The organism is Erysipelotrichaceae bacterium 66202529 (assembly GCA_017161075.1).
GTDB lineage: Bacteria > Bacillota_I > Bacilli_A > Erysipelotrichales > Erysipelotrichaceae > Clostridium_AQ.
The window spans coordinates 3,811,106-3,829,349 of record CP046174.1 but is presented as its reverse complement, the minus strand read 5'-3'; the positions used below and the strand labels follow the sequence as shown (position 1 = coordinate 3,829,349).

Below are 18,244 nucleotides of genomic sequence, written 5' to 3'. Positions count from 1 at the left end.
TAATGTCATGAAAATGTGTGAAAAATTTGCAGAAAGCACTTGAAAAAGAATGCGTAAACGCCTATAATAGAACTATCAATTTTAACGGTAATTGATTATTCTTTAGGAAAAGAGGAGAGAGGAACATGGGAAACTTTAAGAAATTTATGGCCATGGCTGCAGTGAGCTGCATGGCTTTGACAACAATGACTGCCTGTGGAAACAGCGGTGATGCAGGCTCTGGTGACGGAGATACAAAGGAAATCAAAATCGGTTTAAACTATGAACTATCCGGGGAAACGGCAAACTACGGTACGCCGGAATACAACGGCTCCATGCTTGCCATCAAACAGGCAAACGCAAACAAGGACAACAAGTTCAGCTATAAGGCAGTAAAAGGGGACAACAAATCACAGGCGGATGAATCGACAAACGTAGCTACCAAGCTGATTACATCCGATGGCGTAAAGGGAATCGTAGGGCCGGCAACCTCCGGTGCTTCTGCGGCTACCTATCAGATTGCATCCGATAACAAGGTGCTGGTTGTATCTCCATCCGCAACTGCAACCAATGTAACACTGCAGGATGGTAAGACAAAGGAAAGCGTTTATCCATATGTATTCCGTGTCTGCTTTGAAGACCCTTATCAGGGTGCCGCAATGGCAGTATATGCAAAGGATACCTTAAAGAAAACGAAGGCTGCTGTCATTTCCGACTCCAGCTCCGATTATGCGAAAGGACTTTCCAAGGCATTCCAGGATAAGTTTAAGGAAAAGGGCGGAAAAATCGTAACCGAGCTGAATTATCAGGCTAAGGATACCGATTTCAACGTACAGCTGACAAAAATCAAGGGAATGGACTTCGATGTCATCTATATCCCTGGATATTATAATGAGGTAGGTCTGATTATCAAGCAGGCTCGTGAAATGGGAATTGATGTACCAATCGTCGGCGGTGACGGCTTTGATTCCACCGATCTTGTGAAGCTGGCAGGTAATAAAAACCTGAACGATGTATTCTTCACGACAGCCTACACAACGGTAGATGCAAGCGACGCATTGACAAAATTTATCGCAGACTATAAGAAAGAATACAATGAAGATCCTAGCATGTTCTCCGCGCTGGCTTATGATGCGACAAACGTTTTGATTCAGTCCTTTGAAAAAGCAGGAAGCGCAGATACAGAGGCTGCACAGAAGGCTATGACTGAGCTGGATTTCAAGGGTGTAACCGGAGATTTCACATTTGATGAAACACATACACCAAAGAAGGCTGCACTTGTTGTAGAGCTGGTAGACGGCGAACAGAAGAATGCAGTCGAGGTCGATCCAAACAAATAGCAGAATACGATGAAGTATAGAATAGGGGAAAGATATTCTTTCTCCTATTTTCCAGTATAGAGGGGTGAAGGTATGACAGAATTTTTTCAACAGCTGGTAAATGGCCTTTCCATCGGCAGTATCTATGCATTGATTGCATTGGGATATACGATGGTGTATGGAATTATCAAGCTGATCAACTTTGCGCATGGTGATATTTACATGCTTGGTGCCTATGTGGGATTTATCTCCATAGCACAGTTACATTTGGGCTTTTTCCCGGCATTGCTTATGGCCATGGTGGTCTGCGGTGTGCTGGGTGTTGTAATCGAACGCATTGCCTACAAGCCACTGCGGAATGCTACACGGATTGCAGCGCTGATTACGGCAATCGGTGTCAGCTATTTTCTGGAATATTCCACACAGAAGGTCATGGGGCCGGGGGTAAAAACCTATCCATCCGTATTAAGCAATCAGACCTTTCATGTGTTTGGTATCCAGATTCAGATGCAGCAGATTTATATTCTGGTAATTACGATTATCCTGATGCTTGCGCTGCAGTTTATCGTTCGTAAGACGAAAATCGGTCGTTCCATGCGTGCTGTGTCCGTGGATGCGGATGCCGCAAAGCTGATGGGGATCAATGTGGACGCAACGATTTCCTATACCTTTGCCATTGGTTCCGCACTGGCAGGAGCAGGTGGTGTTCTTGTTGGTATGTATTATAATACCATCAATCCACTGATGGGAATGGTTCCCGGTATCAAGGCGTTTGTTGCTGCGGTATTCGGTGGAATCGGCATTATCCCGGGGGCGATGTTTGGCGGCTTCTTCATCGGTATCGTTGAGGCGCTGGTCACGGCTTATGGAAGCTCCTTATATAAGGATGCCGTTGTATATGCCATTCTGATTCTGATCCTGATCATCAAGCCGGCAGGTCTGCTGGGTAAAAATGTGAAAGAGAAGGTGTAGGCGTATGAAACATATCTTTAGTAAGCTGAACCTTTGCTGGATCTTATTCACGACGGCATTGTTAACAATCATTACGCTGCTCATGCAGGGCGGTGTGATTAACTTCTATTATCAGAGTACCTTATATACCATTGGAATTAACATGATTCTGGCAATTTCCCTGAATCTGATCATCGGTGTGACCGGACAGTTTTCGCTGGGACATGCGGGATTTATGTGTATCGGTGCCTACGCGGCTGCCATCATCACAAAGGCAACGCCGAATCTGGGCGGCTTTGCGATTGCTGTTGTAATCGGCGGTGTGATTTCCGCACTGGTTGCTCTGGTTGTCGCTATTCCAACCCTGCGGTTAAAGGGCGACTATCTGGCGATTGCGACACTGGGATTCTCGGAAATCGTTCGTATCATTGTATTGAATATGACCATTACCAACGGGGCAGCCGGACTGTTCGGTATTCCAAAGCTGACAACCTGGCCGCTGCTGCTGTTCTGTTTGATCGTATCACTGCTCATTGTGCTGAACTTTTCACGCAGTGCACCCGGACGTGCCTGTATCTCAATCCGTGAGGATGAGATTGCATCGGAAGCGATGGGAATCAATACAACGAAATATAAAACGATTGCCTTTGTCATCGGTGCTGTTCTGGCATCCCTGGCAGGTGCCTTGTATGCCTGCAACTTCTATGTCGTAAAGCCGGACTTGTTCACCTTCAATAAATCCGTGGACATTCTGATCCTGGTGGTATTCGGCGGTATGGGAAGCTTTACCGGTTCCATCGTTGCGGCAGTTGTCATCGGCTTTATCAATATGTATCTGCAGAACTTCGCGGATGTACGTATGATTATCTATGGTGCTGCTCTGGTACTGATTATGGTCTTTCGTCCGGAGGGTCTGTTTGGCACGAAGGAATTTACCTTCTCGGGTCTGTTAAAACGGTTCTCGAAAAAGAAGGAGGTGCGTTGAGATGGCTTTATTGAAGGTCAGTGGATTGACAAAGAACTTCGGCGGTCTTTGCGCCGTATCCAACGTCAACATGGAAATCAATGAGCAGGAGCTGATCGGACTGATCGGACCAAACGGTGCCGGAAAGACAACGCTGTTTAATCTGCTTACCGGTGTATATGAGCCCAGTGAGGGGAAAATCGAGCTGAATGTCGATGGTGCGATGAAGGAGATCGGTGGTATGAAGCCGTATGCGGTAACGCGTATGGGATTGGCAAGAACCTTTCAGAACATCCGTCTGTTTAAAAATCTGACAGCACTGGACAATGTGAAAATCGCAATGCATAAGAATATTAAATACGGAACCCTGCAGGCGATCCTGCGTACACCGAATTTTTATAAAGAGGAGGAACGTGTGGAGCAGCAGGCAGAGGAGCTGTTAAAGGTGGTAAACCTGTACGACAAGCGAAATGAGCTTGCCAGCAATCTCCCTTATGGAGAGCAGCGCCGTCTGGAAATCGCCAGAGCGCTTGCCACACAGCCGAAGGTGCTGTTTCTGGATGAACCGGCTGCCGGTATGAACCCGCAGGAAACAGCTGATTTAACAAAGCTCATTCATCAGATCAAGGATGACTTCCATCTGACGGTAATCCTGATTGAGCACGATATGTCGCTGGTAATGACGATCTGTGAGCGTATTTATGTGCTGGATTATGGAAAATGCATCGCCAACGGTGTTCCGGAAGTGATCAAGAACGACAAGCGCGTCATTAAGGCGTACTTAGGGGAGGATATTTAAGATGCTGAAGGTAGAAAAATTAAATGTCCACTATGGTGTTATACACGCATTGAAGGATGTATCCATGGAGGTAAAGGAAGGCGAAATCGTTTCGCTGATCGGTGCTAACGGTGCCGGTAAGACAACCCTGCTGCAGACCATCAGCGGGCTGCTGAAAAAAACGAGCGGGGACATCCTGTTTCTTGGCAAATCCATGAACAAGGTCAGTGCGAAAAATATTGTAAAGGAAGGAATCACACAGGTGCCGGAGGGACGTCATATTTTTCCCGGTATGAGTGTGTATGAAAACTTATTGATGGGGGCTTATCTGCGTAAGGATAAGGATGGTATCAAAGCGGATTTACAGGATATCTATCAGCGGTTTCCGATTCTGGAAAAGCGAAGCTCACAGGATGCCTCCACCTTATCCGGAGGAGAACAGCAGATGCTGGCGATGGGCCGTGCGCTGATGGCTAGACCGAAGATTCTGCTGCTGGATGAGCCGAGCATGGGGCTTGCGCCGATTTTGGTGAAGGAAATATTCAACATCATTAAGGATATCAATGAAAAGGGAACGACCGTCCTGCTCGTCGAACAGAACGCAAAGATGGCATTGTCCATTGCGGATCGTGCCTATGTTATGGAAACCGGAAATATCGTTATGAGCGGAACCGGTGCAGAGCTGGTCAACAGTCCTGAAATTCAGAAAGCATACCTGGGAGGATAACACTATGTACGTAAAAAACAGAATGACAAAGCATCCGATCTGTATCGATGTAAACAGTAAAATCAGTGATGTTGTCGATATCATGAGTGAAAAGGAGCTGCACCGTATTCCGGTCGTCAGCGGTAAAAAGCTGGTCGGTCTGGTCACCGAGGGCATGATCTCCAAAAAGGGTGCCAGCAAGGCAACCAGTCTGAGTATTTATGAGCTGAACTATCTGCTTTCCAAGACAAGCGTGGATGCGATTATGATTCGCGATGTGATTACGATTCACGAGGATCGTTTTCTGGAGGATGCGGCACTACTGATGTACAAGCATGATATCGGCTGTCTGCCGGTTGTCAACGATGCCAATGAGGTTGTCGGCATCCTGACGAGTAATGATGTGCTCTCTGCGTTCCTGGATATTCTGGGCTATCGCACAAGCGGAAGCCGTGTCTGTATCGAGGTCAAGGATGAGCTGGGAACGATTGGTAAAATATCGGAAATCTTTGTCCGCAACAACTGCAATATCACCCATCTAGGTGTATACTCCCAGCATAACGGCTTTGCGGATATGATCATTCGCATCGACACCTTCCAGACGGATGCTTTGGCAGCGGATTTGGAGGAGCATGGATACAAGGTTTTGAGCATTACCAAAAATCCGAATTAACACAACAGGATATTTCTGCGCAGGGAATATCCTTCTATCATATAGAGACGAGAAAAGGGGTTGTTTAGATGCCAAAGTATATCATCAAACGTGTGCTGATCGGATTTGTGACACTGTTTGTACTAGCCAGCGTAACCTTCTTCCTGATGAAGGCAACACCGGGATCACCATTTTCCCTGGCGAAGTATAAAACACCGGAAGCACTGGCTGCCGCAGAAGCAAAGTATAATCTGGATAAGCCGCTGATGGAGCAGTATGTGATCTACCTGAAGGGGGTCGCACAGGGAAATCTCGGCGAAAGTATGATCAATACCGGACGCAGTGTTTCCTATTATATTAAAACCGGATTTCCGGTAACGGCCCGTCTGGGGCTGATTGCCTTTGTGCTGGCCTTGGTTGGCGGAATAGCATTGGGAACAGGGGCAGCCCTGTCCCGGCATAAATGGGTGAACAACCTATGTATGTTTGTGGCGACGATCGGTGTCAGTGTGCCGTCATTTCTGATTGCGATGATCATGCTGATCGTATTCGGGGTACAACTGCACATCCTGCCGTTTATCGGCTTGAACAGTCCGCTGAACTACATCATGCCGGCACTATCCCTTGCATTTTATCCGATTGCCATGATTGCTCGGCTGACCCGTTCCAGTATGCTGGAGGTTATGAATCAGGATTATATCATCCTGGCACGTTCCAAGGGTACACCGTATAAGAAGGTTGTCATTAAGCATGCACTGAAAAATGCCATGCTGCCGGTGGTGACCTATGCAGGGCCGATGTTCGCCTTCATGCTGACGGGAAGCTTCGTCATTGAAAGCGTATTTTCGATACCGGGTATCGGCAGTGCCTTTGTATCCTGTATCACAACACGAGACTATCCAATCATCATGGGGCTGACGATATTCCTTGGTTTCCTTGTCATCACCTTTAATCTGATTACGGATATCCTGTCCGCGATTATTGATCCGCGGATCAAGCTGGATTAGGAGGTAAAGGCTATGAGTGAGAAAATACTGCAGGAGGAATTGAAGGACGAGCTGTTTGAGCGTCTGGACGATTCTGAAAAAAATGCGGAAAAAATAGCATATGAAAGCCGAACCTATCTGGCAGATGCCTGGCATCGGTTCCGGCAGAACAAGCTGGCGTTTGTGGGCTTCTGCTTTCTGATGTTCATGCTGCTATGTGCCATCATCATACCGATGGTATCCCCTTATACCTATGACGGACAGAACCTGGCAATACGCAATGCAGGGCCATCCCTTCAGCATCTGATGGGAACGGATAAATTCGGCCGTGACATTCTGGTACGTATCATGTGGGGAGGGCGTGTATCGTTAAGCGTCGGCTTTGCGGCTGCCTTTATTTCCCTTGGTGTCGGCGTCCTTTATGGCGGAATTGCCGGCTACTTTGGCGGTAAAATTGACATGGTGATGATGCGGTTTGTGGATATGATGTATTCCATTCCGGATATGCTGTATGTCATTATGATCGTTGTGGTCATGGGGCCTTCGATGAGCTCCATTCTGATCGGTATCTGTATATCCTCCTGGATGGGAATGGCCAGACAGGTGCGGGCACAGGTCATGACATTGAAGGAACAGGAGTTTTCCCTTGCGGCCAAGGTGCTGGGCGCGGGAACCGGTCGTATTATTTTCAAGCATCTGATTATCAACAGTATGGGGCCGATCATCGTATCCGTTACAATGCTGGTGCCGAGTGCAATTTTCTATGAGGCCTTTCTGGGCTTTTTGGGAATCGGTCTGAGTGCGCCACAGGCAAGCTGGGGAACGCTGGCGAATGAAGCAAGAAGCACCCTGACCTCTTATCCGCTGCAGACGCTGTGGCCGATTCTGGCAATCTGTCTGACGATGCTGGCATTAAACTTTATCGGTGACGGACTGGGGGATGCCCTGGATCCGAAGAAAAAAAAGAAGTAGGGAGGTAAAAACATATGAGTATGCTGGAAATTAAACATCTCTCTACGGATTTTGAAACGGAAAACGGCTTGGTACATGCTGTACGCGATGTATCTCTGTCTGTGGATAAGGGAGAGGTTTTGGGAATTGTAGGGGAATCGGGCTCCGGAAAGAGTCAGACGATGTTTTCCGTGATGGGGTTGCTGTCCGGAAACGGTATTGTGAAGGAAGGCAGTATCACCATCGACGGTAAGGAAATATCGCCAAGGGCGTTTTCCGACCGTAAGGATTATGAGCAGGTAATGGATCAGATCCGCGGCAATGATCTGGCGATGATTTTTCAGGATCCAATGACCTTTTTGAATCCGGTTCTGCGTATTGAAACACAGCTGATTGAACCAATCATGAATCATATGAACATATCGAAGGAGGAAGCGAAACAACGCGCCATCGAATTGATGCGCAAGGTTGGTATTCCTTCTCCGGAGGCGAGAATACGGCAATATCCGCATCAGTTTTCCGGCGGTATGCGGCAGCGTATCATCATCGCCATCGCCCTGGCCTGTGATCCGAAAATCATCATTGCCGATGAGCCGACAACGGCCCTGGATGTAACCATTCAGGCACAGGTTCTGGAGCTGATCTCGCAGCTGAAGGAGGAAATTGATTCCGGCATCATCATGATTACCCATGATTTGGGTGTTGTTGCGAGCATTTGTGACCGTATCGCTATCATGTATGGTGGGAAAATCGTTGAAACCGGCTCGGTATTCGATATCTTTGAACACCCGCAGCATCCGTATACCAAAGGATTGCTGTCCTGTATATCCAATCCGAACGAGCTGGAGAAAAAGGAGCTGCACCCGATACCGGGAAGTCCTCCTGATTTATTGAATATTCAGGATACCTGCCCGTTTGCGGACCGCTGTGCATCCGCTATGAAAATATGCAAGCTGAAAATGCCGGAGGAGACAGCAGTCAGTGAAAGCCATATATGCTCCTGCTGGCTGCAGCATCCCAAGGCACAAAAAGGTGGTGAGGTTCAATGAGTGATGCAGTATTAAAGGTGGAAAGCCTGAAGGTTCACTTTCCTGTCAAGGGTGGTCTGTTTACCAAAAAGCAGGTGGTCAAGGCGGTGGATGGCGTCAGCTTTGAAATCTATCCGAAAGAAACCTTTGGGCTGGTTGGAGAAAGCGGCTGTGGAAAAAGTACGACCGGACGGGCCATCGTCAAGCTGTATGAGCCAACCTCGGGAAGCATCTATTATCATGGTGAGGATGTTACCAAAATCAGAGGCAGCCATCTTGCGGAATTCCGCAGAAATGTGCAGATGATTTTTCAGGATCCCTATGCCAGTCTGAATCCCCGTATGACGGTTGGAGAAATCATTCGCGAGCCGATGGATATTCATCACATCTTCCAAACGAAGGAGGAGCGTGAACAGCGGGTGCGTGAGCTGCTGGATATCGTAGGCTTAAAGCCCGATCATATCCGCCGGTATCCGCATGAATTTTCCGGAGGCCAGCGGCAGCGTATCGGTATCGCCAGAACGCTTGCCTTAAATCCGCAATTTATCGTCTGTGATGAGCCAATCAGTGCATTGGATGTTTCCATTCAGGCGCAGGTCATCAATCTGCTGGAGCATATTCAGAAGGAGATGGGGATTTCCTATCTGTTTATAGCCCATGATCTGAGCATGGTGAAGCATATATCCGATCGTATCGGAGTTATGTATCTGGGAAATCTGGTGGAAATCGGAGACAGTGATGATGTATATCATCGTCCGCTGCATCCGTATACGCAGGCTCTGTTGTCTGCTGTGCCGATTCCCGATCCGCGTGTTGCCAGAGAAAAGAAAAGAATCGTACTGGAGGGTGAGCTGCCAAGTCCGCTGGACACACCAAGCGGCTGCGTATTCCGTACCCGTTGTCCCAATGCTACGGAGCGCTGTGCAAAGGAGAAGCCGGGAATGGTGAATGTTGGAAAACGCAGGGTTGCCTGCTTCCTGTATGAAAAATAATAGATCATAAGAATGGATAAACGAAGCACAGCCAAAGGGTATGTGTTTTCGTTTTTTTGAAAGAAAGGAAAAGGTATGGGATACAGCCGTATATGGGTTGTGTACTATATCAGGAGAAGGATCATGAACAAGGGTTTGCTGTTTGTATTAACAGGCGCCAGCAGTGTTGGAAAAAAGGATATCCGTGACCGACTGCTGCAGGATAACGAGCTGCATTTGAATTATTCCATTTCCATGACAACCCGTCCAAAGCGCGAGGAGGAAGTGGATGGAAAGGATTACTATTTTGTGGATCATGAGGCATTTGCCCATGCACTGAGAAACCGTGAATTACTGGAATATACGGAGTTTGACGGCTATTATTACGGAACACCGAAGCATCAGGTGGACTTTCTGTTAAATAGTGGAAAAAATGTCATGATAGAGGTGGAGGCGCAGGGAGTCGGACAGATCAAGCTGCAATATCCGGATGCCCTCTGCGTGTTTGTGGAGCCGGAAAGTATGGAGGAGCTGGAAAAACAGATCATGCTGCGCTACAGGGATGATACTGCGAGTGCACAGCGCCGGATATCCAAGGCTCTTGTCGAGCTGGAATTATCCACACTGTTTCGCCATACCGTGAAAAATACGGATGTGGATACGGCCTATCAGGAAATATGCAGGCTGTTAAAGGAGCATAAGCACAGGGAGGAATCCATATGAAGCAGCGTGTGGAAAAGGATGATCTATACCAGCTGCATCTGCTGAGCGGTCTGCAGGCGTCAAACAGCGGAGAGCGGCTGGTGTATGTACATGCGCAAATGGATGAGGAATCAGATTGCTATGAAAAAAGCCTCTGGCTGCTGGAAAATGAGGTATCCCGATGTATCTATCAGAAACAGCCGTTTGCTTCCTTTTTATGGGAGGATGAACACACCCTGCTCATACAGAAGCCAACCGAGGGACAAAAGAGTGCCTTTGTGCGTCTGCATCTGGAAACCCTGCAATTAACAAATGCCTTCACGCTGCCCTATATGGTCGTGCAGATCAAGAAAATCAAAGAAGGAAGCTATGCATTTCTCGCAGAGGAATCCATACAGAAAAACAACGAAGATGATACCATTGTATTGACGCAGATTCCGTTTTGGGATAACGGAAGCGGCTATATCAGTGGAAAACGCAATCATCTGTATATATTTGATGAAACGTCGCAAAAAGCTACGGCGTTATTTACGGGAAGCTGGCATGTGGAAAACCTTACGGTATCCGATACGCAAATCGTATGCAGTGCACAAGAGTACACAACGAAAAAGCCGCTGACACAGGGAGTTTTCAGCTTTTCCACCGATACGCTGAAGCAGACGCAGATTCTGCCATGTGATGAATTGCAGATCGATGCTGTTGTGTGTGAACAGGACAGGGTAGTATTCACAGGGACAGATATGAAGGAGTATGGCAGTGAGGAAGCTGCGGATTTCTATTCCTGGACAATCAAACAGGGCGTACAAAGGCTGCTGGCGTGTGAGCATTATGCGTATTGCAATATCGTAACGGACTGCCATGTAGGCGCTGCGACATCAATCATCATGAAGAATCAGACGGTATACCATTTGAAAAATGAGGAGGGCAAATGTCTGCTGTATGCTCTATCAATGGATGGGACCGATACATGTATAACACCGCAGGCAAATATGATTCGTGATTTTGCCATCAGAAAGCAGGGCTTTTTCACCCTGGAAATGGAAGCGAACAGCCTGGAGGAAATTTATGTATGTGCAAATGGATGCAATACGCGTGCTACCCGGTGGAATGCAGAGTATCTGCGTACGCATGCATGCATGGAGCCAAAGGAAATCGTGTATGCCGCAAAGGATGGAAGCAAGCGCAGGGGATGGATTTTATATCCGTACGGATATGAGGCTGATAAGCAATATCCGGGACTGCTGAGTATTCACGGCGGGCCGCGCTGTGCCTTTGGAAATGTATTTCATCATGAAATGCAGATGTTTGCGTCTATGGGCTATATGGTGTTTTATACGAATCCAAGAGGCAGTGATTCCTTTGGTGAGGCATATGCGGATTTGCGGGGGAAATACGGAACGGATGATTATGAGGATTTCATGACATTCACCGATGCAGTGATACAGCAGACCCCGGCACTGGATCACAGGCGTTTGGGGGTGCTTGGGGGAAGCTACGGCGGCTTTATGACAAACTGGATCATTACCCACACAGAGCGTTTTGCGGCAGCGGCATCACAGCGCAGTGTTGCCAACTGGATCTCTGATTTTGGTACCAGCTGTATCGGGTTCACCTTTGATCCCAACGAGATGCAGACAACGCCATGGGAGGATGTAGACAGGTTTTGGAAGGCATCCCCGCTGGCATATGCAGACCATGTAAAAACCCCGACGCTGTTTATCCATTCACTGGAGGATTATAACTGTCCCCTGAGTGAGGGCTTGCAGATGTTTACCGCTTTGCAATATCACGGAGTGGAAAGCCGCATGTGTCTGTTTCCGCAGGAGAATCATGAGCTGAGCAGAAGTGGAAAGCCTAAGCACCGTCTGCGCAGATTGCAGGAAATGGCGGACTGGTTTGATGCACATTTGAAATAATGAGAGAGCGATTATCAAAAGGACGGGTAATCGCTTTTATTTTACTTTAGCATATTTCACTGCTTAATTATCAAAAAGGGGTGAAATAGCCCGCAGGGAAGAAAATCCTTCCTTTTAGGGTTATTTTTTATTGAAAAGGATGTAAAGAAACGTATACACAAGCTTTGCATCATATCGCTTTAGAAATTAATAGGGTATGGATAGCATGAAATGATGTTGCTTCCCTCATTAGGTAGTGTAAGGTTAATTATGTTGGTGAAGAATGATATATATGCAAACTGAAATAAAAAATTAGAATAAGAAAGTAAGCAATCCATGAAGGAGTTGAATATAAAATACTTTATGTAATGCATAAGAATGATTTCTATACACTGGCTTTATACAAATATATCGGCAGTTGAGGAACAGTGTATAAACATTTCCTTCATTTTTATTGCTTTTATATAAGTTTTGTGTTGAAAGTATTTACATTTATTGAAAAATATTTAAAAAGAATGTATGATAATAAATGTAAAAAGGAGAGAAACTGTATGAAAAAGCTAAAAAAACTAATGTTATCGCTCTTTATGGGTATCAGTGTTCTCAGCCTGAGTGCCTGCGGGGGCGGCGGGGAAGAAAGCAGTAAGGAGCTCAAGGTTGCACTGGGCGGTCAGATCACGAGTCTGGATCCAGCGCGTGCGGATGACACATACTCCATGATCGTTATTCAAAACATGTATCGTACATTGTTCAAGCTGGATAAGGATGGTAATCTGGTAAAGGATCTTTGTGAGGACTATAAAGTCAGCGAGGATGGGAAGACCTATACTTTTACTATCAAGGATGCAAAGTGGAGCGACGGTGAAGCGGTAAAGGCCGATGATTTCGTTTACGGTATCAAACGAGGACTCACGTATGGTGCTGACAATGCCTATAATGCTCAGGATGGCAGAAAGTACATCGTTGGAGCGCAGAAGGCTTTCGATAAGGATATGAAAGTAAAGGACATGAAAGATGTCGGCGTTAAAAAGGTGGATGATAAAACCTTTACTGTAGAGCTGATACAGCCGGTTCTGTACTTTGACAAGCTGATGACACAGGGTATCTATACACCACTACGTTCCGATATCGCAAAGGAAAAGGATTCCGAATGGTCTTTATCGGCAGACGTACCAGTGAATGGTCCGTTTAAAGCAGAAAGTGTAAATCCTGCGGATGCAGTAGATCTGGTAAAGAACACCGATTACTATGATGCAGAAAAAACAACATTGGAGAAGCTGCACTTTAAAGTTATGGAAGATAGTGTTTCCCAGTATCAGGGCTATGAGGCTGGAGAAATTGATTTCGCTACCTATGTTGCAAATGAAGGATATACTAACTATAAGGGAAAAGATGATTTGTATCGTGTAGACCCATATGTATCTAATTACTTTATTGACATCAATTCCTTATCCACAGACAATAAGGCATTGCAGGATGTCAATGTCCGCAAGGCGATGGCAATGGCAGTTGACCGTGACGGTATTGTAAAGGTGCTGGATACAGGTGATTATGTAACTCCATTATTTGGTCTTGTTCCGCATGGTATTCAGGGAGAAAAGGAAGACTTCCGTAAAGAAGCAGATGATGCCGGTGACTATATCAAATATGATGTTAAGGGTGCACAGGCACTGATGAAGAAAGCAGGTTATTCTGACAGCAAGAAGCTGACAATCAAATATAAGACAACCGGTCAGCAGGTGAATATGGATATTGCACAGATTCTGCAGGAACAGTTCAAGAAAATCTATATTGATCTGAAAATCGACCAGGTGGAACAGGGTGTCTTCTATACGCAGGTTGATGGCGGCCAGTTTGAAACAAGCCGTTACGGTCTGAGTGCAACAACACTGGATCCTGCCGCAGCGTACCTAGGTATGTGGCAGAAGGAATCCCAGCCGGTTCTGATTTTTGATGATGCAGAATATGAAGACCTGATGGCGAAGGCTGCACTGGAAACAGATGCCGCAAAACGTATGCAGCTGCTGCATGATGCAGAAAAGCGCATGATTGTTGAGCAGGCATACTTCATTCCACTGGTAACAAATACACAGGTTATGTTGAAAAAGCCAAGTGTTAAGGGTCTGGAGCGTACACCGGCAGCAATGTTCTATTTTGAACATGTAACAATCGAATAATATAAGAAAGAAACAGGGAGACACTCTCTGTTTCTTATTCATAACTGCAGTTCATAATACGCAGGCTGAAGGAAATGAAGCAGGCAGTGCAAGCAGCAGTGAAAAACAACTATAAAAATAGTAAAGATAAAGAATAAGAGAGGCTAACCTATGAAAAATGAAAGAAAAAAACAGCTGGAACAGCTCTATGCAGATCGCGTGCAGAAAAAGGCAGAGGAGATTAGCAAATGGATTTATGACCATCCCGAGGATGGTGACCAGGAGTTTTTATCAAGTGCTTACATCTGTGAGCAGTTGAAGGAGGCCGGCTATTCCATACAGCTGCCGTACGGCTCTTTAAAAACGGCATTTCGCTGTGAGCTGAAGGGAGACAGACCGGGCCCGACCTATGCGTTTTTAGCAGAATATGATGCATTGCCGGGGTATGGTGAACAGCATAATGAACTCGGCCATGCTTGCGGACACAACTGGATCGGTGCAGTATGCGCAGGCGTAGGACTTATGTTTGCACACATGCGAAAGGAGCTGGAGGGAACTATTGTGATTATGGGAACTCCGGCAGAGGAAACGACCGGAGGAAAATGTGTCCTTGTTGAGGAAGGGGCATTTGATGATGTGGATTTTGCATTCCAGCTGCATCTTGGTGCGGAAAATAATGCACATGTCGTTACGCTTGCCATGGATTCACTGGAATTCACCTTCCATGGAAAAGCTGCTCATGCTGCTGCGTATCCTCATCTTGGCGTTAATGCACTGGATGCAGTGAATCTGATGTTTACGGGAATCAGCTACCTGCGCCAGCAGCTGCGCTGTGACACCCGTGTGCATGGAATTATCACAAAGGGTGGTGAAGCATGCAATATTATTCCGGATTTGTGTACCTGCAAATTTTATATCCGGGCGCGTGATAAGGCGTATATGGAGGAAATCAGTGCTAAAATTATCAATATAGCGAAGGGGGCTTCGCTGATGACCGGGGCCCAGATGGAATATCATAATTTTGAAAATACGTATTATGATCTGGTCAATCTGGACAGCTTTCAAAAGCTCTATGTGGAAAACGCAAGGCTTTGCGGCTCCGGTGACTTTGTGGACAGCGATGCAGATGCCAGCGGCTCCAGTGATGTGGGAAATGTATCACATGTCTGTCCGATGATGTACAGTGAGCTGGCCCTGGGAGGCCCAACGCCTGCCTATGCGCACGATGTTAAATTTCTGGAATATCTGAAGCTGCCCTGTGCTGATGATAAACTCAAAAAGGGAATCATTAGTCTGTGTATGACAGTATTCGATCTGTATAATGAAAAGCAGCGTAAAATAATCAAGGATGAATTCATTGCAAGAGGCTGTTGAGGGGGTGACTGTAACATGCTGTGTATCAGTAAAAATCAGATATCCGATAGATCAGCTGCCACTGAACGCGTAAAAATATGAAAACAATCTGCTTTATACGATTCCCTGTAATTTGGTGTTATAGAATTACAGGGGTACATGATGGCAAAGGGCATTTATATTTTCAATTCACTGCTAGGATGACATGCTGTATACAGGTACACTAGAACGCTTATTTTTCAAATATTTTAGAAGCAGGTGTTAAGACCGTAGCCATATAGTTTTAATCCTTTCGCTTTACCGGATGGTGAACAGCAGTCTTTTATCCGAAACTTATGAGCAGTTTTACAGGAGTAATCTTGCATTCGTAGCTTATTTATTATATGATAAAGGTACAGAAAAGTTGTGTTTTTATATATTGTAAGAGCTTACCAATATATGACAAACGGAAAGAGGGTACGTATGAAAAAATTATTAGCTGTTGCGGCGTGTGCCGCAATGACATTGGGCGTGCTGGCAGCACCGATTCACGCTGCGAGCGGCATTAACAAGGCAGAACAGGAAATCCTGGACTTTATGGAAAAGGGGATTCTGATTCAGGGAGAAACACTGTCTTATGGAAAGAACACAGATGTGTATGCTGCTGTTGAAGATTATTTTAATACTGATGGTGTTGATATTTCACAGGAAGCAGTTGATACCGTTAAAACTTCAGCGAAAAATACACAGGCTTTCCTGGAGAAATATTGGGATCAGACAATGACTCCGGAACTGGTTCAGGAAATGCTGGATACAATGCAGCCAGGTGTGAACGCATTAGGTGTCAAGGTGGCATATGATGTCACAACAGATGAATTGATTTTCATGACTGTGGATGGACAGGTAATTCATAAGGTTCCAAACTTTATCTATGAAGATGGGGAAGATACAGAGGAACCAACAAAACCGGGACCAACGATCAAGGACAAAACCAAAACAGAACCTAAGCTGGAAAATACCGGTGAGGATTTCTCAAGTACATACGCAATTTTTGGCAGCTTAGCAGTAATCCTGGCAGGTGCTGGTATCGTTGCTTCCAGAAAAAAGACTGTTAAAGAATAACGTGAATAAATCCTTCAAAAAAATAATGGTGTGGTTCACTATACCATTATTTTTTCTTCTTATCGGATACCTGATCATGTTTCTGATTGCGCAGCCGTATATTCGGCCGATTACATCCTTGTATCAGATGATTGCACAGAATCAGGCTCCGGATTTCTCCAGCACTGCCAGAAATTTATATACGGATAAAAAGGGACTTCCGACGGATGGTGAAATCAATGCAATGGATATTAAATCCGTAAGAGTTGGTGATACTATGGGAAAGGTGATCATCGAGGATGCGGATATTGATGTACCCTTGATTTACGGTTCTACCGATGAGTGTTTGTATATCGGTGCCGGTATCCGTACACAGTCAGGAAAACCCGGTTATGGAAAACCTGTTATGATAGCCGGACATACGATTCCTTATTTTAAAAATCTGGGAATTGTGAAAAATGGACAAATCATAACGATTGAAACGTATTACGGAATTTTCAAATATAAGATTACAGGTTCACGGGTAGCGGATGCCAGTGATTCATCCGCCTATGATCTTACACAGAATAAAGAGCAGCTGATTCTTTTTACCTGCTATCCGCTGGACGGGGTAGGAGAAAAGGAGGATCGCCTGTTTGTCTATGCGGATAAGGTGAGCGGGCCAATCGTGGTAGGTGATACAAAATGAGACGTAAAGAAAAGCTGTTAGGCGGATTATTTTCATTTTTCATTGCATTCTTCCTGTTCCTGCTGCTGTTTATTTGTGTATCAAAGGCAACGCTGCTGAATAAGGGATTCCTATTATCAACGCTGGATAAGAGTGAATATTATACAGGGGTCACGAGGGCACTTACTGAGGATTTTAAAAAGAGTGCAGGAGCGGCTGGATTTCAGCCCTCTGTGTATGATGGGTTTCTGAAGGAAGCAGATGTGAAAAAAGCGGCAATTCAATATATTGAAACAAGCTTTACCGGAAAGGAAGCTGCTGTTGATCAGGAAAGCTTTAAGAAGCAGCTCAATGATCATTTGCAGAAGGTCATAAAAACAGAAAATATTAAGCTGGATGAAGACAGCAAATTGCGGCTGGAAAACTATATCAAGGTAAATGCAAAGGGTTATAAACAATTTGTACAGTTTCCCTTCATTCAATATATCGTGATGGGAATTCAAATGATGGATAGAGTTCTGCCCTTTGCCATTGCAGCGTGTGTGTTATTGCTGCTGCTTTCTGTGTTTTTTCTAATACATATGAAATTGAAAAGGAAGGATACCCTTCTGTTTCTTGGAAGTGCGGCAGGAGGGGCAGGATGGATGCTGACATTGCTTCCTGCAGGTATATTGCTGGGAGGCTATACGCATCGGATACGTCTGGAGCCGGAATACTTCTATAAGTTCTTTGTGGCGTTTTTAGATGGATATCTGTGGATGCTTATTCTTTTTGGTCTTGCCCTGATATTGATGGGAATCATACTGATTTTGTTTATTTATAAAAAAAGAAATACCGTACATGCTGCTGGAGAATAAAATCCAGCAGCTTTTTCGTGTATTTCGTAATCATTTATACTGCCCTCAGTTATTGAAATGAAATAGAAAGTAATAAGTAACGTATAAGAGTAAGTGCACACAATTTATTATAATAAAGATATTGCTCAGTCTTGGAGAACTTACGCAATGAGCATGTATCTGAATATGCGGGATGCCTCAGAGGCAATTGTATATCATTTATAAGAATAGTATATGTATTTTATAAAGAAAGAGCTGTTATCTGTATAA

General features: G+C 45.4%; 17 protein-coding genes. All 17 read left to right on the top strand.

Translation table 11 applies throughout. From position 1 onward, the window contains the following. The first annotated feature begins 125 nt into the window (after nt 1-125). The 17 genes from GKZ87_18065 to GKZ87_17985 all read left to right on the top strand — a co-directional run bounded on the left by GKZ87_18065 (nt 126) and on the right by GKZ87_17985 (nt 17,995). Nucleotides 126-1,319: an ABC transporter substrate-binding protein gene (locus GKZ87_18065; GenBank protein QSI27257.1), complete on the top strand. Its 1,194-nt coding sequence runs from the start codon at nt 126-128 to the stop codon at nt 1,317-1,319. A gap of 72 nt (nt 1,320-1,391) precedes the next feature. Further along, complete coding sequence (locus GKZ87_18060) at nt 1,392-2,270, top strand: branched-chain amino acid ABC transporter permease (GenBank protein ID QSI27256.1); 879 nt, start codon at nt 1,392-1,394, stop codon at nt 2,268-2,270. Between the two features lie 4 nt (nt 2,271-2,274). Continuing rightward, nucleotides 2,275-3,234, top strand: coding sequence for a branched-chain amino acid ABC transporter permease (locus GKZ87_18055; GenBank protein QSI27255.1), 960 nt, complete (start codon nt 2,275-2,277; stop codon nt 3,232-3,234). Between the two features lies 1 nt (nt 3,235). Then, nucleotides 3,236-4,012 (top strand): ATP-binding cassette domain-containing protein, encoded by a 777-nt coding sequence (locus tag GKZ87_18050; protein QSI27254.1) that lies wholly within the window; start codon nt 3,236-3,238, stop codon nt 4,010-4,012. A gap of 1 nt (nt 4,013) precedes the next feature. Next, nucleotides 4,014-4,718, top strand: coding sequence for an ATP-binding cassette domain-containing protein (locus tag GKZ87_18045; protein QSI27253.1), 705 nt, complete (start codon nt 4,014-4,016; stop codon nt 4,716-4,718). Nucleotides 4,719-4,722: 4 nt separating this feature from the next. Beyond that, nucleotides 4,723-5,370, top strand: a complete 648-nt coding sequence (locus tag GKZ87_18040; protein QSI27252.1) for a CBS domain-containing protein — start codon at nt 4,723-4,725, stop codon at nt 5,368-5,370. Nucleotides 5,371-5,438: 68 nt separating this feature from the next. Next, entirely contained in the window at nt 5,439-6,356 is a 918-nt protein-coding gene (locus GKZ87_18035; GenBank protein ID QSI27251.1) for an ABC transporter permease subunit, read from the top strand. 12 nt (nt 6,357-6,368) lie between these two features. Continuing rightward, complete coding sequence (locus GKZ87_18030) at nt 6,369-7,307, top strand: ABC transporter permease subunit (protein ID QSI27250.1); 939 nt, start codon at nt 6,369-6,371, stop codon at nt 7,305-7,307. Nucleotides 7,308-7,321: 14 nt separating this feature from the next. Continuing rightward, on the top strand, nt 7,322-8,335 hold the full coding sequence (locus GKZ87_18025; GenBank protein QSI27249.1) for an ATP-binding cassette domain-containing protein: 1,014 nt from the start codon (nt 7,322-7,324) through the stop codon (nt 8,333-8,335). Beyond that, nucleotides 8,332-9,306: a dipeptide ABC transporter ATP-binding protein gene (locus GKZ87_18020; GenBank protein QSI27248.1), complete on the top strand. Its 975-nt coding sequence runs from the start codon at nt 8,332-8,334 to the stop codon at nt 9,304-9,306. Before GKZ87_18025 ends, GKZ87_18020 begins: the two co-directional genes overlap by 4 nt. Before the next feature lie 123 nt (nt 9,307-9,429). Beyond that, on the top strand, nt 9,430-10,008 hold the full coding sequence (locus tag GKZ87_18015; GenBank protein QSI27247.1) for a guanylate kinase: 579 nt from the start codon (nt 9,430-9,432) through the stop codon (nt 10,006-10,008). Continuing rightward, complete coding sequence (locus GKZ87_18010; protein ID QSI27246.1) at nt 10,005-11,903, top strand: prolyl oligopeptidase family serine peptidase; 1,899 nt, start codon at nt 10,005-10,007, stop codon at nt 11,901-11,903. The genes GKZ87_18015 and GKZ87_18010 overlap by 4 nt, the downstream gene beginning before the upstream one ends. A 530-nt stretch (nt 11,904-12,433) precedes the next feature. Further along, on the top strand, nt 12,434-14,059 hold the full coding sequence (locus GKZ87_18005) for a peptide ABC transporter substrate-binding protein (protein ID QSI27245.1): 1,626 nt from the start codon (nt 12,434-12,436) through the stop codon (nt 14,057-14,059). Between the two features lie 150 nt (nt 14,060-14,209). Next, on the top strand, nt 14,210-15,412 hold the full coding sequence (locus GKZ87_18000; protein ID QSI27244.1) for an amidohydrolase: 1,203 nt from the start codon (nt 14,210-14,212) through the stop codon (nt 15,410-15,412). Nucleotides 15,413-15,829: 417 nt separating this feature from the next. Next, a complete protein-coding gene (locus GKZ87_17995; GenBank protein QSI27243.1) occupies nt 15,830-16,492 on the top strand; it encodes an LPXTG cell wall anchor domain-containing protein in 663 nt (220 codons plus the stop codon). A gap of 1 nt (nt 16,493) precedes the next feature. Beyond that, nucleotides 16,494-17,159 carry a sortase gene (locus GKZ87_17990; GenBank protein ID QSI27242.1) on the top strand — a complete coding sequence of 222 codons (666 nt, stop codon included), beginning with the start codon at nt 16,494-16,496 and terminating at the stop codon, nt 17,157-17,159. Continuing rightward, entirely contained in the window at nt 17,156-17,995 is an 840-nt protein-coding gene (locus tag GKZ87_17985; protein QSI27241.1) for a hypothetical protein, read from the top strand. The genes GKZ87_17990 and GKZ87_17985 overlap by 4 nt, the downstream gene beginning before the upstream one ends. Nucleotides 17,996-18,244: the final 249 nt, after the last annotated feature.